The sequence below is a fragment of the Novosphingobium sp. FG90 genome (genome assembly GCF_057808725.1).
In genome coordinates this window covers 17,289-31,489 of record NZ_JBMDIO010000016.1, presented here as the reverse complement: position 1 = coordinate 31,489, position 14,201 = coordinate 17,289, and the positions used below count along the sequence as shown (strand labels likewise).

Genomic DNA, 14,201 nt, shown 5'->3' with positions numbered 1-14,201 from the left:
TGGGGCCATCGCCCCAGACCCCCATACTGTCGTCGCCGTGCGCGCAGCACCCTTGGCCCCTCATTGCGCCGCAGGCTTTCAATGTCTCCCGGCTCACCGTCGAGCCTGACGAACCGGCGCGCGTGACCTCGACAAGTCACGGGGTGCAGGGGTGGTAAACCCCTGCCTTCCTCTCTTTTCCTCTCTTTTCCTCTGGCGCCCTGAATCCCTTCCTGCCATAGGAACAAACCATGATCGCCAAGCTGACAGGATTGCTCGACGACACCGGCGCTGACTGGGCCATCATCGACGTGGGCGGCGTGGGTTACCTCGTCCATTGTTCGGCGCGCACGCTGGACCATCTCGGCATCCGGGGTGACCGCGTGGTCGTCCATACCGAGATGCAGGTTTCGGAGACCGGCCAGCGCCTCATCGGTTTCGCGAGCGCGGCGGAACGCAACTGGTTTCGTCTGCTGACGGCGGTGCAGGGTGTCGGCTCCAAGGTGGCGCTGGCGATCCTTTCGGCGCTGACGACCGAGGAACTCCAGCGCGCCTGTGCGGGCGGCGACAGTGCCATGGTGGCGCGGGCCAACGGCGTCGGCCCAAAGCTGGCGAGCCGCATCGTCAACGAACTCAAGGACAAGGCCGGCGGCATGCCCACCGCGCCCGGAGCGCCCGGCATCGCGGCGGCAGCGCCTGCGGGTTCGGCCAGCGCCGATGCGGTCTCGGCCCTGCAGAACCTCGGCTTCAAGCCTGCGGTGGCGGCGACGGCGGTGGGCAAGGCGGTCGATCAACTGGGTGAGGATGCGGCGTTGGGCGACCTCATGCGCGTGGCGCTGAAGCTGGCGACGGGCTAGGAAAAATGGACAAAATCCTATGAACGCCTATAATGCGGCCATGTCCCAGCTCAATGTCACCATGCCGCCCGCTTTACGCGAATGGATCGACTTTCGCGTTTCCGAGGGGCGCTACACCAACGCCAGCGACTATGTGCGCGACCTCATCCGGCGCGATCAGGACGCGGCGCAGGACGAGACGGAATGGCTGCGCGGGATGATCGCGGAAGGGCTGGCTTCGGGCGTGATCGACGAAGACCCGCGTGACGTGATCGAACAGATCATTGCCGAGCGACGAAGCAAGCGTGGCTGAAGTCCGCTTCTCGTCAGTTGCCCGCTCCGATCTTGTCGCCATCGACGAATATAGCGCCCGGCAATTCGGTGACGATGTCGCCGATGTATATGCGCGCGGGTTCATGGAGGCATTCGACCTGCTGGCCCGTCATCCGCAAGCCGGTGCGGAAAAGGGCGAACTCGGGCAGGGGATACGCTGCCTGACGCATCGGCAGCACCGCATATTCTATCGTTTAGACGAAGACACCGTTCTGATCGCCCGCATCCTTCATCACGCGATGGATGAGCGTGCGGCGCTGCTGGGCAAATCATGACCGACAACCCCATCCTTTCCCCCAATCGCCAGGTCGAGGACGCCGATGCCGCGCTTCGGCCCAAGACCCTGGCCGAATTCGTCGGGCAGGCGGCCGCCAAGGACAACCTCCACGTCTTCATCGAGAGCGCGAAGTCGCGGCGCGAAGCGATGGACCATGTGCTGTTCTTCGGGCCTCCGGGCCTCGGCAAGACGACGCTGGCGCAGATCGTCGCGCGTGAACTGGGCGTGGGTTTTCGTGCTACCTCCGGCCCGGTCATCGCCAAGGCGGGCGATCTGGCGGCGCTGCTGACCAATCTGGAGCAGGGCGACGTCCTGTTCATCGACGAGATTCACCGCCTCAATCCCGTGGTCGAGGAAGTGCTCTACCCGGCGATGGAGGACCGCGCGCTGGACCTCATCATCGGTGAGGGGCCGTCGGCGCGCTCGGTGCGGATCGATCTGCCGCCTTTCACGCTGATCGGGGCGACGACCCGGCAGGGGCTGCTGCAGACGCCGCTGCGCGACCGCTTCGGCATTCCCGTGCGCCTGCAGTTCTACACGGTCGAGGAGCTGGAGAAGGTCGTCAGTCGCGGTGCCGGCCTGCTCGGCATCGGTATCGACAAGGGCGGAGCGACCGAGATCGCCCGCCGTGCCCGCGGTACGCCGCGCGTGGCGGGACGCCTGATGCGGCGCGTGCGCGACTTTGCCCATGTCGCGGGATCGGACACCATCACCCGCGCCATCGCCGACGATTCGCTTACCCGGCTGGAGGTCGACGCGATCGGTCTCGATGCGCAGGATCGCCGCTACCTGCGGATGATCGCGGATATCTACAAGGGCGGGCCGGTCGGCGTGGAAACGCTGGCGGCGGGCCTGTCCGAGCCGCGCGACACGATCGAGGAAGTGATCGAGCCGTACCTTATCCAGCTGGGCCTTGTCGCCCGCACGGCACGGGGGCGGTGCCTCAACGATCGAGGCTGGAGCCACCTCGGCATGACTCCTCCCATGGCGCCGATTTCGGGACCGCAGAGCGGGTTGTTCGATTCGGAAGGGTGAGTGTGCCGGGCGGCACATTCGCTCCAAAAGCGTCGGTCTGCTTTACAACCTGCCGAACAGACAGTCCCGTTTCGGTACACCCCCTGGGTTAGAATGATAAATTAACCGAGTTTCCCGCATCGGGACGGTGAATTGCGGGTGAATGACGTTGCCGCATTAACGTGTCTCTGCGTTGTTTCTGGCAGATGGATGCACGGTAGCCCGAAAGGGCCTTCGCGCCTCCGGTGCGAAACAAAGAGAGCAGCGCATTATGTCGGTTCGGATGGCCCTTGCTAAACTGTCTGCCTGTGCGGCGGGCTGTGCCGTGATCGGCGGCGGCGCCGTTCACGTCGCCGAGACGCAGTCGGCGAAGACCGAGTACCGCAAGGTGAAGGTGGCCAAGGCCGCTCCGGTCAAGACCGTCAAGCGCCCGGCGCACCGCATTGTGCGCAAGGACGCGCCCCGCACCACCAAGCGCGTGCGCAAGATCATCAAGCGCACCTGCTGCGATCAGCCGCAGATGGCCATGGTGCCGATGCCCCCGCCGTACATGCCGCCTGCGTCTGGTCCGTCCTATTCCGGCGGCAGCGGTGGCGCACCCGTGGTGATCGGCGGTGGTGGCGGCTTCGGCGGCTTTGGCGGCGGTTTCTTCGGCGGCTTCTTCGGAGGTAGCGGCGGTGGTGGCGGCGGCAACGTCGTGATCACCTCGACCAGCAGCGGCGGCGTGACCTCCACGACCGGCGGTGTCACTTCCACCACTGGCGGTGTGACGTCGACGAGCGGTGGCGTCACCTCGACGTCCAGCTCGAGCACGGGCGGCGTCACGTCCACCACGGGAGGCGTGACCTCCACGACCACGACCGGCGGGATCACCTCGACCACGTCGACCAGTTCGGGCAACGTGACCAGCACCAGCAGTTCCAGCTCGTCCTCGTCGTCTTCGAGCTCCTCGTCTTCGTCGAGCTCGTCCTCCAGCTCCTCGAGCGGCGGTGATGATCATTCGTCGGGCGGCGCGACCTCGACGGGTTCGTCGAGCGGTTCTTCGTCGAGTTCATCGTCCTCCTCGGGGTCTTCCTCGACTTCGGGTGGATCGAACGGGTCCACTTCGTCGAGCAGTTCCAGCTCCTCGTCTTCCTCTTCGTCGTCCAGCTCGTCCTCGGGCGGTTCGACCACCACCACTTCGGGCGGCACCGACGTGCCCGCTCCGCCGATGCTGATCCTGTTCGGCGCGGCGGCCGCAGCTATCGTCGGACGGCGCCGACTGGCCCGCGCAAAGGCGGCCTGAAAACTGAACGGGGAGGGCGACGCCAAAGGCGGTGCCCTATGTGGAAGGGCGAGGTTCGCGGACCTCGCCCTTTTCGCGTGTCCTTCGCAGACGCGCGTCTTTTACGGCCGGTTAACCAGAAGTGGCCGATACGGCTTCCTCGAAGCACAGCCGAGTTTCGCGGGGCCGATTCATGAAGATGGAACCTATCCTGCCGTTCGCCGAACGGAATGCCCTGCGCCTCTCGGTCGTGGTGCCCTGCTACAACGAGGAGGCCGTCCTCCTCATGCTGGAGGCGCGCCTTTCCGCCGCCTGCCAAGAGCAGGTGGGCGAGGACTACGAAATTGTCCTCGTCAACGACGGTTCCACCGATCGCACCTGGCCGCTGATCTGCGTGCTGGCCGAGCGTAACCCCCGCGTTCTGGGAGTGGACCTCTCGCGCAACCACGGGCATCAACTGGCGGTGACGGCGGGGCTGCAGGTTTGCCGCGGCGACCTCGTCATGATGATCGACGCCGATCTTCAGGACCCGCCCGAACTGTTGGGGGCGATGATCGCGAGGATCGAGGCAGGCGCCGACGTGGTTTATGGCCAGCGCATCGCGCGCCACGGCGAGAGCACGTTCAAGCGCGGCACCGCCTCGGTCTTCTACAAGCTGCTCAACCGCCTCGCCGAGCAGGACATTCCGGTCGATACCGGTGATTTCCGCCTGATGACCCGGCGCGTGGTGGATCAACTCAACGCCATGCCAGAGCGTTACCGCTTCATTCGCGGCATGGTCAGCTGGATCGGCTTCGAGCAGGTCGCGCTGCCTTACGAACGAGCCCCGCGCGCGGCGGGCGAGACGCATTATCCGCTGCGCCGCATGGTGCGTCTCGCGCTCGATGCGATCACCAGCTTCTCGACGGTGCCGCTGCGGATCGCCTCGCATCTCGGCATGCTAACGGGCCTGGCGGGCTTCGCGATGCTGTCCTGGGCGATCTGGCGGTGGTTCGAGGAAGGCACGATCATCGGCTGGACCAGCACGATCGCGGTGATGCTGATCATGGGCAGCATCCAGCTGATTATCCTTGGCGTCTTCGGCGACTACCTCGGGCGTCTCTATATCGAGAGCAAGGGGCGGCCGCTGTTCATCGTGCGCGAGGTGCGCAGCCAGTCGCGGGCAAGCGAGCGCGGAACTATTGCGGTGCCGCTGACGGTCGGCGCCTTCGATCCGCGCGGCTGACGTTTCGCGCATGACCACGATGATGGCCGCTTTGCGCTTCGGGCTGGTGGGCGTGCTCAACACGCTCGTCGGGCTGACCGTGATCTGGGCGCTGTTGCGGCTGGGCGTAGGCGACTATCCTGCTAACGCCTGCAGCTATGCGGTCGGCCTGTGTGTCTCGTTCGTGCTCAACCGGGTCTGGACTTTCGAGGTGCGGGGGCCGGTCGCGGGCGGAGAAGTGGCGCGGTTCCTGACCGTCTTCGCGCTGTCCTATGCTGCCAATCTCGGCGTGCTAACGATCATGCGCGGGCTGGGCTTCGCGCAGAGCCTGATCGGGCAGGGCGCGGCGATGGCGACCTATTCGGTGTGCTTCTTCCTGCTTTCCCGCCATTTCGTCTTCGCCTCCGGACGCATCGCGCGATGACCTTGCAATCCGGGACGATCTCGCTGCGCTGGTGCGCGGCGCTGGTGCTGCTGGCCGTGGTGCCGCTGCTCTGGCCGGTCGTGCCGCCGCTGACGGACCTGCCCGCGCATATGTCGCGCTACATGGTGCAGATGGACGGTGGGCGCAGCGCCGATCTGGCGCAGTGGTACAGCTTCCGCTGGAACTTGCTGCCCAACCTCGGCGCGGACCTGCTCGCATGGGTGTTCGAGCCGATCGTTGGGCTGAGGCTGGCGGTTAAGGGCATCGCGATCCTGATCGTCGCGCTGCAGGTTGCGGGCTGCCTCTGGCTGTCGCGCGCGGCGCATGGGCGGGTGGCGGTGACGGCGCTGTTCGCGGTGCCGCTGGCGCTGGGCAACCCGTTCCAGTTCGGGTTCCTCAACTTTACCTTGGGCATGGCGCTCGTCACGCTGGCGCTGGCGTGGTGGATCAGCCCGTCGATGGCGGAGCACCCGCGTCGGCGCTGGCTGGTGTTCTGCCTCGTCGCCTGTCTGATCTGGGTGTGCCATCTGGCGGCCTGGGCGACGCTGTGCGTGCTCGTCGGCTGCTGTGAACTGGCCGCGCGGTTCGAGCGCTCGGGTCGGTTGCTGCCCTCGCTGGGTGGTGGTTTCCTCGCCAGCACCTGCCTGCTGGTGCCGCAGCTTGCGAGCATGGCATGGCCGCACCCGACCGGGCACCTGCCGAACGAGAACTGGTTCCGTATGGGGATCAAGCTCTATCACCTGATCAATGTCTTCGCGGACCGGTGGGAGGCGTGGGATTACACTTGCGCGGCGCTGCTCTTGGCGCTGATCGTCGTGGTCTGGCGCTCGCCGCGCTTCGTGCTGCACAAGGGGCTGGCGCTGGGAGCGTTGGCGCTCCTCGGGCTGTTCATGATCATGCCTGGGACGATTTACGGCTCGGCCTACGCGGATATGCGGCTGACGCCGACGATCTATGCCCTTGCGCTGATCTGCGCCCGCCCGATCGACCTTGGCGCGAGCAGGCAGAGGCTGCTGCTGGTCGCCGGGATCGCCTTCACCACCCTTCGCCTCTTCGGCAATACGGTGAGCATGGCGGCTTGGGACGAGCAGATTCGCGAGGAGCAGGCGGTGGTCGAGCAGATCCCGCGCGGCTCGCAACTGCTGACCTTCATCGCGCTGCCCTGCGTCAACTTCATCCAGCAGCAGGCGCGCGTGCGTGACGTTCATCTCGCCAGCTATGCGATGATGCGCCGCCATGCTTTCGCCAACGACCAGTGGGCGATGCCGGGCGGCCAGCTCATGAGCATCGACAACCCCGCCGCCGGTCCTTTCTTCGACGCGCAGACCGGGGCACTCGTCGGCGAGAGTTGCCAGGGGTTCAACCAGCTTCTCGCGGCGATCGACCGGGTGCCGCAAGGTATCCCAAGGGTCTGGGTAGTCTGGCACGCGCCCGAACTGCCGCTGCAGGGCTGGCAGCCGGCAGCGCGCGCAGGGGATTCGGTGCTCTATCGCCGCAGCCCGACACCCTGATCGGATACATCCGGTCGCCGCGCCGGAGCGATTATAACACGTGTTCGGCATTTCCCGTTGACGGCATGGGCGGCGCAGGCCAGCCAATGCATACGAAAACGAACGGGAGAATGCCGCCGATGACCAAGCCCCTTGCAGGAAAAGTCGCGCTCGTGACCGGGGCCTCTTCCGGCATCGGCGAGGCGGCGGCGCTGTGTCTGGCGGAAGCGGGCGCGGCCGTCGCGATGTCCGCGCGGCGGGCAGAGCGCTTGTCGGGCCTCGTGGCCCGGATCGAGGCGGAGGGCGGAACGGCGCTGGCGATCCCCGGTGACATGACCGTGGAGGACGACGCCCGCCGCGCGGTGGCAGAGACAGTGGAGAAGCTCGGGCGCATCGACATCCTGATCAACTCGGCCGGGATCATGGAGGCAGGTGGCATCGAGAACTGCGACACCGCGATCTACCGGCGGGTCATCGACATCAACCTGATGGGCACCGTCTATACCTGCGCTGCCGCTGTTCCGCACATGCTCGAGCAGGGGGAAGGCGACATCATTACCATCTCCTCGCTTGCAGGTCGCAAGGGCGGGCCGATGACCAGCGCCTATTCGGCCAGCAAGCACGCGGTCAACTTCATGACCGACGGCATGCGGCAGGAACTGGGTGGCCGTAACGTGCGCGTCACCACGCTGATGCCCGGCGCGACCGAGACCGAGGTGGGCGACAATATCTCAGACCCCAACTGGCGCGCGGCGATCCAGGCGCATGTGGCGAAGGAGGGAGCGGTGAAGCCGCGCGACATCGGCGAGGCCATCGTCTTCATCCTCGCCATGCCGCGTCGCACGAACATCTCGGAAATAGCGATCCGGCCGACGATCGACACCTCGGCCTGAAGGGAGAAGGACAATGGCCGGAAGGCTTCAGGACAAAGTCTGCGTCATCACCGGTGCAGGCTCGGGGATGGGCCGCGCGATGGCGCAGCTGTTCCACGCGCAAGGGGCGAAGCTGCTGCTCGCCGACATTTCGGGCAAGCAGGACGAGGTTGCGGCCGATCTCGGCGGCGAGGTCGCGTCGGTCCATTGCGACGTCTCGGACGAAGCGCAGGTGCAGGCGATGATCGTGAAGGCCGAGGAGCGTTTCGGTCGCCTCGACGTGCTGTGCAACAATGCCGGTTTCGGCGGCGGGATGGCGCCTCTACATACCCAGACGACCGAATTATGGGACAAGGTCCATGCCACCAACATCCGCGGGGTCTTCCTTTGCATGAAGTACGGTATCGAAGCCATGCTGAAGACGGGCGGCGGGGCCATCGTCAACACCAGCTCGGCCTCGGCGGTGGTGGGGTGGAAGCACCACGGCGTCTACAGTTCCGCCAAGGCAGGTGTCCACCAACTCACCAAGGTCGCTGCGCTCGACTATTCGGACCGGAACATCCGCGTGAACGCCGTGGCGCCCGGCACGATGTGGACCGGACTGGTCGAGGCATCGAAATCGCACGATGCGCCGCCGGAGGGCTTTCCCACGCTGGCCGGAATCCCGATGGGCCGCTGGGGCCGCGCCGAGGACATCGCCTCCGCCGCCCTGTTCCTCGCCAGCGACGAGGCCGCCTACATCACCGGGGTGATCCTGCCGGTGGACGGTGGCTATTCGATCGGCTTCTCGGGCATGGGCGCGGAGCGTCCCGGCATTGTCAGCGCCAATAGCGACGGCACCTAGAGCCAGGGCGCGACCGCTATTCCCGCCAGCGAAGGATCGGCCCACAGGTATTCCGTGAAGTGGCCGATCCTCTCGCGGGTATCGACGTAGCAGAAGCAAATCCTGGCTTCGGCGGACGGTTCGGCGGGAAACTGCAGCGCCAGCGCATCCCCGCTCGCGCGCACTTCGTCCAGCAGGGCTTCCCATTCGGCATAAGGTCCCGGCACGGCGATGCCGATGTGATGAAAGGCGAGGACCTGCGCCGAAAGGTCCACCGTGTCGGTGTATATGCCCGTCACGCCCGACACCGGCTCGATAATCTCGAACTGGCGCAGGCCGCCGGGGCCTGGGACGTTGGCGATCGCCGACTTCACGCCCAGTCTGCGGCGTTCGCCATAGGACAGCACCTCGATCTCGGATTCGCTGCGGCGCAGGCCGGTGATGCCCAGCTGCGTCTCGGCATGGGCGAGGGCCGCATCCATGTCGCGCGTGGCATAGCTCATCTGGATGAGCTGGCCGTAGCGCCTGCCGAGATGAGTCATGCGCCCTGCTTCACGGGGATACGATAGCGCTCTATGTAGTCGGCGAAAGCGGCATGAACCCCCTCGCGCGTGAGGCCGTAGCGTTCCAGCGAGTAGTCGTGCTTGCCGTGCTTGCCCTTGGGATTGGCCGCCATGTAGGCGTCCATCGCGGCCTCTGCCTCTTGCGTGAAGGGCTCGCCGAAGTGCGCGTAGATGCTGCGACAGGTGCCGATGGGGTCCTTCATCACATCGACGTACTGGACGTCGAGGATGGCATCGGCACCATGGGCGGCGCGGAAGGCGTCCTGTCGCTCGATCATCAGCGCGAAGGTCTCCATGAAGGTCCGACCGATGCCTTCCAGGTCGACGTCGTCCGAATAGATTCGCCGCACGTTCTCGATCAGGCTGCCGATGGATCCCAGCACGTCGGCGGGATCGCGGTGGGTCATGACCAGCTGCGCGTCGGGGTAGACCTCGTACAGCGCATCGAGAAACAATGGGTGCCAGGGGTTCTTGAGCGTCCATCGCCCGCCCGCCTCGGCCTGCAGGAGCTGCAATAGCCGCTTGTGAAAGCGGAAGGTCGGGCGATAGTCGGCCTCGTGCAGCAGCCAGTGGCGATAGCTTGGAATGTCGGCCTGCGATTCGAAAACCTGCGCGCAGAACGAGTACGTCATCGAGAACTGGCACTCGGTCGGGCTATGCGCGTCCTCATAATGGATGGCGGCGATCTGTGGCATGTATTGCAGCGAGGCCTGCGTCTGGTCCTGCATCGCCTTCCAGCGCGGACCGGCGGTCAGTTCGTGGACGTGCGGTGGCGGCACCGGGTCATGCGATTCCCAGCGCAGGAACGCGCGGCGCATGGGGTCGGCGGCGAGCAGGTTGATGACCAGCGTGGTCCCGGTACGCGGCAGGCCGAAGACGAACATCGGCTTTTCGACGGGGCGTTCCACCAGCTCCGGATGACGGGCCAGCCAGTCCTCGATCCGCATGCGCCCGGCCATGTACTTCACCAGATCGCGCTGCGCGAGTTGGGTGCCGCGCTCGGTGAAGCGTGCCTCTTCGGCATGGGCATCGACCAGCCTGCGCAGTCCCTCCAGCGCTGCCGGGTCGCCGAATTCAGTCAGTCCGGTCTGGCTGCGTGCAGCCGCGATCACATCGTCTACAGTCATGGCGGCGCATCTCCCTGTTCTTATCGTCCAGGCGGTGATGAACAGCGGTGTTGCCGATTGCAAGATAGTGGCCGCTTCTTCAAAATTCCCTCAAGGCGGCGAGGTCGCGATCAGGAGAGGTGAAAGCCATGGATTTGAGCGAGGCACGGCACGCCTTCGTCACCGGCGGGGCGAGCGGCATCGGCCTAGGTATCGTCGATGCGATGGTCCGCAGGGGTCTTCGGGTGACCATCGCCGACATCGATGCGGAGCGCCTCGACGCGGTGCTGGGCGATCGGGGCGAGGCGGTGCGCGGCGTCATGCTCGACACCCGCGACCGGGACGGCTGGGCACAGGCCAAGGCCGAGGCGCAGGGCGCTTTCGGGCCGGTCGACGTACTGGTCAACAACGCCGGCATCGCTCCCAACGGTCGCGAGTTCGCGGATATGGACCCGGCCAGCTTCGATCGCATCGTGGCGATCAATCTCACCGGCATCGCCAACGGCGTCTTCGCCTTCGCCTCCGACATGCGGGCGAGGGGCAGGGGGCATATCGTCAATACCTCTTCCCAGGCCGGTCTCACAGCGAGCGTGCCCGGCGTGGGGGCCTATGCCGTCGCCAAGTTTGGCGTGACGGCGCTTACCGAGGCGCTGCGGCAGGAAATGGCGCCGCATGGCGTCGGCGTGTCGCTCCTGTGCCCCGGCTATGTCGCCACGAACCTGGCCGAGAACACGCGCAAGGTCGGCGGGGAGATCCGCCAGTACACCGGGGTGATGCCGCCCTCCAGCGTGACGCCCGACCATGTCGGCGCGATGGTCCTGGCCGGCATCGAAGCTGACGAACCCTGCATCGTCACCCACACCCGCGTCTGGCGCAGCGTCGAGCCTCGCTTCGCGGCGATCCGCGCGGCCTGCGAGCGGCGGGATGCGAGTAAAGGGGCAGCCGCATGACCGAAGACCATCTGGCCCGGATCGAGGCCCGAAGCGCCATTGCCGATCTCGTGCATGGCTATGCCCGTGCCGTTCGGCGAGAGGCCTATGAGGACATTCCAGGGCTTTTCGCTCCGACGGGGACTTTCGAGGTCCGCTCCGGTGCGCCGGACCACGCCGAACACGTCGTGCGCCAGCGGTTTGAGACGCCGCAAGCGCTGGCTGCGTTTCTGCTCGAGGGAAAGGGCAGGCCGCATCCGGTGCCGCTGATCCATAACCTGATGATCGAGGTCACCGGCGACACCGCGCGGGCCAATGCGATGATGGTCGCGCGGATCACTGGCACGGACAAGGAGGTCACCGGCGAATATCACGACCGATTCGTGCGGCTGGACGGCCGGTGGCTGTTCGACGCGCGGATCTACACCGTCTTCGCGTCCTGAGCGCGCACTGCACCGATCCTGCAAGGCGCGCGCATTGCATCGTGTCGGCGCCGCGCGTAGCAGGCGGGCATGATCGCGCACGTCGAACCCTTCCACGCCACGACTATCGGCCGTCTCGCCTACGAACTCGCCGCTGAGGGGCGTGACGTGATCCACATGGAATACGGTCAGCCTTCCACCGGCGCGCCGGCTGCCGCCATCGCCGCGGCCCATGCGGTGCTCGATGCCGAGGCGGGCGGATACTGGGAAAGCCCGGCACTGCGCGAGCGGATCGCGCGTCACTACGCCGAAGCCTATGGCGTCACGGTGTCGCCCGAGCAGGTGTTCCTGACCTGCGGTGCCTCGCCTGCATTCGTGCTGGCGCTGTCGTGCCTGTTCCGGCCCGGCGCGCGGGTGGCGCTCGCCCGGCCGGGTTATGTCGCCTACCGCAATGCCATGCGTACGCTCTACATCGAGCCGGTCGAACTGCCCTGTGGCCCGGCCGAGCGCTACCAGGTCACCGCCGCTGCGCTCGATGCGCTCGATCCGGCGCCGGAGGGACTGATCCTCGCCAGCCCGGCGAACCCCACCGGCACCGTGATCGCGCCCGAGGAACTGGCCGCCATCGCCGAGGTGTGCGCGCGCAAGGACATCACCGTGATCTCGGACGAGATCTACCATGGCCTGACTTACGGGATGACGGCGGAGTCCCTGCTTCAGCACGTTCCCGAGGCTCTTGTGGTGAACAGCTTTTCCAAGTGGTTCTCGATGGCGGGCTGGCGACTGGGGTGGCTGGTGGTGCCGCCACACCTGATCGATGCGGCGCGCGCGCGGATCGCCAACCTGTTTCTGACCCCGCCGGTGCTGGCACAGCACGCCGGGCTGGTCGCCTTCGACTGCACCGAGGAACTGGAAGGACACCACGCCAGCTACGCCCGTAACCGCGAGCTTTTGCTGGCGGCGCTGCCTCGCCTGGGCCTGCAACGGATCGCGCCGCCGGACGGTGCCTTTTATATCTGGGCCGATATCGGTCATCTGACCAACGACAGCTTCGCATTCTGCCGTCAGCTGCTTGCCGACACCGGCGTCGCCACGGCACCGGGCATCGATTTCGACTCGGTCGACGGCCACCGTTTCATCCGCCTGAGTTTCGCGGTTTCCACACCCGAGATCGAAGACGCGATAGAACGCATGGTCGCATGGTTTGCCGCACGCCGGGAGGCTGTCGGCGCTTGACACCCGCGCCGTGATGCGATCCTCTGTGGATCACAATCAGGGAGGGGCGGTGTGGCGACTTTCGTGCTGGTCCATGGGGGCGGTCATGGCGGCTGGTGCTACAAACCGGTCGCGCAGCGGTTGCGGGCGCTCGGCCACGATGTCCATGCACCGTCGCTGAGTGGACTTGCCGACCGTGCGCACCTGTTGAGCACCGCGATCGATCTCGACACCCACATCGCCGACGTCGCCGGACTTCTGGAGTTCGAGGATCTCACAGATGCGATCCTCGTCGGCCACAGTTATGGCGGCATGGTCATCACCGGCGCGGCGGACCGCAAGCCCGAACGTGTCGGCCACCGCGTCTATCTCGACGCGGCCTACCCGCGCGACGGCGAATCGCTTTACGAGCACGCTTACGATGCCATCCATGCCGCCAGGCAAGGGCTGCATGAGATCGACGGTGTGCGAGTCGTGATGGCGCCGATGGCCGGCATGGCCGCATTTTTCGGAGTGACCGATTCGGTACTGGGACCGTGGACCGATGCGCGGCTGACCGTCCAGCCATGGCGATGCTTCGAGCAGAAACTGGCGCTCACCCGGGAGGCTGCGCTGCGGGCCATTCCGGAAAGCCATCTCATCTGTACCTCGACAATATCGGGGCGTGACATGAAGTTATTGACCGAGAGGTCCCAGGGCCGGGTCTGGGACATCGACACCGGGCACGATCTCATGCTCACCGAACCGGACTGGGTGGCTGACAGACTGGACGTGATCGCGCGGCTCTAGAGGTGGTTTCCCTAAGGAAATTTCCGCAAGGAGTCTGCGCAGTGCTGAATACACGGGTGTTTCACCTAGCCTCTATAAGATGTAACAAGGTGGGACAGCGAATCCGGGCTATAGGGAACTGCGTATTGACGCCGGGCCATGTCTGGGGACTGTGGCGCACCCTTCGGACGCGAAAGAAAACGATAAGGCAATGGCAAGTACTTCGAACAGTGTCGGCGGCGATCGCGCTCATGCGCGCCGTCTGCGTGACTTTCTTCACGATTGCGCGGGCAGCGCCGCGTGCGAGGAGATCGACCGTATTCGCGAAGCGCTCGCCTTGTTGAGCGGTGTCGGCATCGACGGCGCCGTACCGCTCGACCGTGTGCGCATCGACGCGATGCTCGACTGCGGCGCGGCGATGAGCGCCGTGCTGGAGATCATCGGCCCGGACATGCCCTTCATGCTGTCGCGCGGCAGCCACGATACCTGCCTGGCGACGGTGGTGCCGCCGGGCGGCTCCGAGGAAGCCATTGCGGAGGGTTCCACCCTTGCGCTGGCGATGCTTGCCGGGCACGTTGCGGCGGTACTGGCTAAGGGCGAGTACGCCCCCCTCGTCGCGGACGTCCAGCAGGCCTCGGCTTCCATCCGCCTGCACTGACAGTCTGAACAGGCAGCTAAAACC

Annotated in this window: 17 protein-coding genes; 15 read left to right on the top strand and 2 right to left on the bottom strand. The window is 65.9% G+C overall.

The window, feature by feature from the left end:
- The first annotated feature begins 230 nt into the window (after positions 1-230).
- The 10 genes from ruvA to ACODRZ_RS14965 all read left to right on the top strand — a co-directional run bounded on the left by ruvA (position 231) and on the right by ACODRZ_RS14965 (position 8,537).
- Complete coding sequence (gene ruvA / locus ACODRZ_RS15010; RefSeq protein WP_488971648.1) at positions 231-836, top strand: Holliday junction branch migration protein RuvA; 606 nt, start codon at positions 231-233, stop codon at positions 834-836.
- 19 nt (positions 837-855) lie between these two features.
- On the top strand, positions 856-1,128 hold the full coding sequence (locus tag ACODRZ_RS15005; RefSeq protein ID WP_488971647.1) for a type II toxin-antitoxin system ParD family antitoxin: 273 nt from the start codon (positions 856-858) through the stop codon (positions 1,126-1,128).
- On the top strand, positions 1,121-1,423 hold the full coding sequence (locus ACODRZ_RS15000; RefSeq protein WP_488971646.1) for a type II toxin-antitoxin system RelE/ParE family toxin: 303 nt from the start codon (positions 1,121-1,123) through the stop codon (positions 1,421-1,423). The genes ACODRZ_RS15005 and ACODRZ_RS15000 overlap by 8 nt, the downstream gene beginning before the upstream one ends.
- Positions 1,420-2,460, top strand: coding sequence for a Holliday junction branch migration DNA helicase RuvB (gene ruvB / locus ACODRZ_RS14995; RefSeq protein WP_488971645.1), 1,041 nt, complete (start codon positions 1,420-1,422; stop codon positions 2,458-2,460). Before ACODRZ_RS15000 ends, ruvB begins: the two co-directional genes overlap by 4 nt.
- Positions 2,461-2,710: 250 nt before the next feature.
- Positions 2,711-3,724, top strand: a complete 1,014-nt coding sequence (locus ACODRZ_RS14990) for a PEP-CTERM sorting domain-containing protein (RefSeq protein WP_488971644.1) — start codon at positions 2,711-2,713, stop codon at positions 3,722-3,724.
- Between the two features lie 172 nt (positions 3,725-3,896).
- A complete protein-coding gene (locus ACODRZ_RS14985; RefSeq protein ID WP_488971643.1) occupies positions 3,897-4,928 on the top strand; it encodes a glycosyltransferase family 2 protein in 1,032 nt (343 codons plus the stop codon).
- Between the two features lie 10 nt (positions 4,929-4,938).
- Complete coding sequence (locus tag ACODRZ_RS14980) at positions 4,939-5,331, top strand: GtrA family protein (RefSeq protein WP_488971642.1); 393 nt, start codon at positions 4,939-4,941, stop codon at positions 5,329-5,331.
- Complete coding sequence (locus ACODRZ_RS14975; protein WP_488971641.1) at positions 5,328-6,842, top strand: hypothetical protein; 1,515 nt, start codon at positions 5,328-5,330, stop codon at positions 6,840-6,842. Before ACODRZ_RS14980 ends, ACODRZ_RS14975 begins: the two co-directional genes overlap by 4 nt.
- Positions 6,843-6,961: 119 nt before the next feature.
- Positions 6,962-7,714, top strand: a complete 753-nt coding sequence (locus ACODRZ_RS14970; RefSeq protein ID WP_488971640.1) for an SDR family oxidoreductase — start codon at positions 6,962-6,964, stop codon at positions 7,712-7,714.
- A gap of 13 nt (positions 7,715-7,727) precedes the next feature.
- A complete protein-coding gene (locus tag ACODRZ_RS14965) occupies positions 7,728-8,537 on the top strand; it encodes an SDR family NAD(P)-dependent oxidoreductase (protein WP_488971639.1) in 810 nt (269 codons plus the stop codon).
- On the opposite strand, the gene ACODRZ_RS14960 is transcribed toward ACODRZ_RS14965, so the two are convergent.
- Positions 8,534-9,058, bottom strand: a complete 525-nt coding sequence (locus tag ACODRZ_RS14960) for a VOC family protein (protein WP_488971638.1) — start codon at positions 9,056-9,058, stop codon at positions 8,534-8,536. The genes ACODRZ_RS14965 and ACODRZ_RS14960 overlap by 4 nt on opposite strands.
- Entirely contained in the window at positions 9,055-10,206 is a 1,152-nt protein-coding gene (locus tag ACODRZ_RS14955; RefSeq protein ID WP_488971637.1) for a sulfotransferase family protein, read from the bottom strand. Before ACODRZ_RS14955 ends, ACODRZ_RS14960 begins: the two co-directional genes overlap by 4 nt.
- 128 nt (positions 10,207-10,334) lie before the next feature.
- Between ACODRZ_RS14955 and ACODRZ_RS14950 the strand changes: the two genes are divergently transcribed.
- From ACODRZ_RS14950 to ACODRZ_RS14930, 5 genes are all read left to right on the top strand, one after another.
- Positions 10,335-11,135 (top strand): SDR family oxidoreductase, encoded by an 801-nt coding sequence (locus ACODRZ_RS14950; RefSeq protein WP_488971636.1) that lies wholly within the window; start codon positions 10,335-10,337, stop codon positions 11,133-11,135.
- Entirely contained in the window at positions 11,132-11,557 is a 426-nt protein-coding gene (locus ACODRZ_RS14945) for a nuclear transport factor 2 family protein (protein WP_488971635.1), read from the top strand. The genes ACODRZ_RS14950 and ACODRZ_RS14945 overlap by 4 nt, the downstream gene beginning before the upstream one ends.
- Positions 11,558-11,626: 69 nt before the next feature.
- The gene (locus ACODRZ_RS14940; RefSeq protein WP_488971634.1) at positions 11,627-12,772 is read left to right on the top strand and encodes a pyridoxal phosphate-dependent aminotransferase; all 1,146 of its coding nucleotides are present in this window, start codon (positions 11,627-11,629) and stop codon (positions 12,770-12,772) included.
- A gap of 51 nt (positions 12,773-12,823) precedes the next feature.
- Positions 12,824-13,540 carry an alpha/beta hydrolase gene (locus tag ACODRZ_RS14935; protein ID WP_488971633.1) on the top strand — a complete coding sequence of 239 codons (717 nt, stop codon included), beginning with the start codon at positions 12,824-12,826 and terminating at the stop codon, positions 13,538-13,540.
- Positions 13,541-13,730: 190 nt separating this feature from the next.
- Entirely contained in the window at positions 13,731-14,177 is a 447-nt protein-coding gene (locus ACODRZ_RS14930) for a hypothetical protein (RefSeq protein WP_488971632.1), read from the top strand.
- The last annotated feature ends 24 nt before the right edge of the window (positions 14,178-14,201 follow it).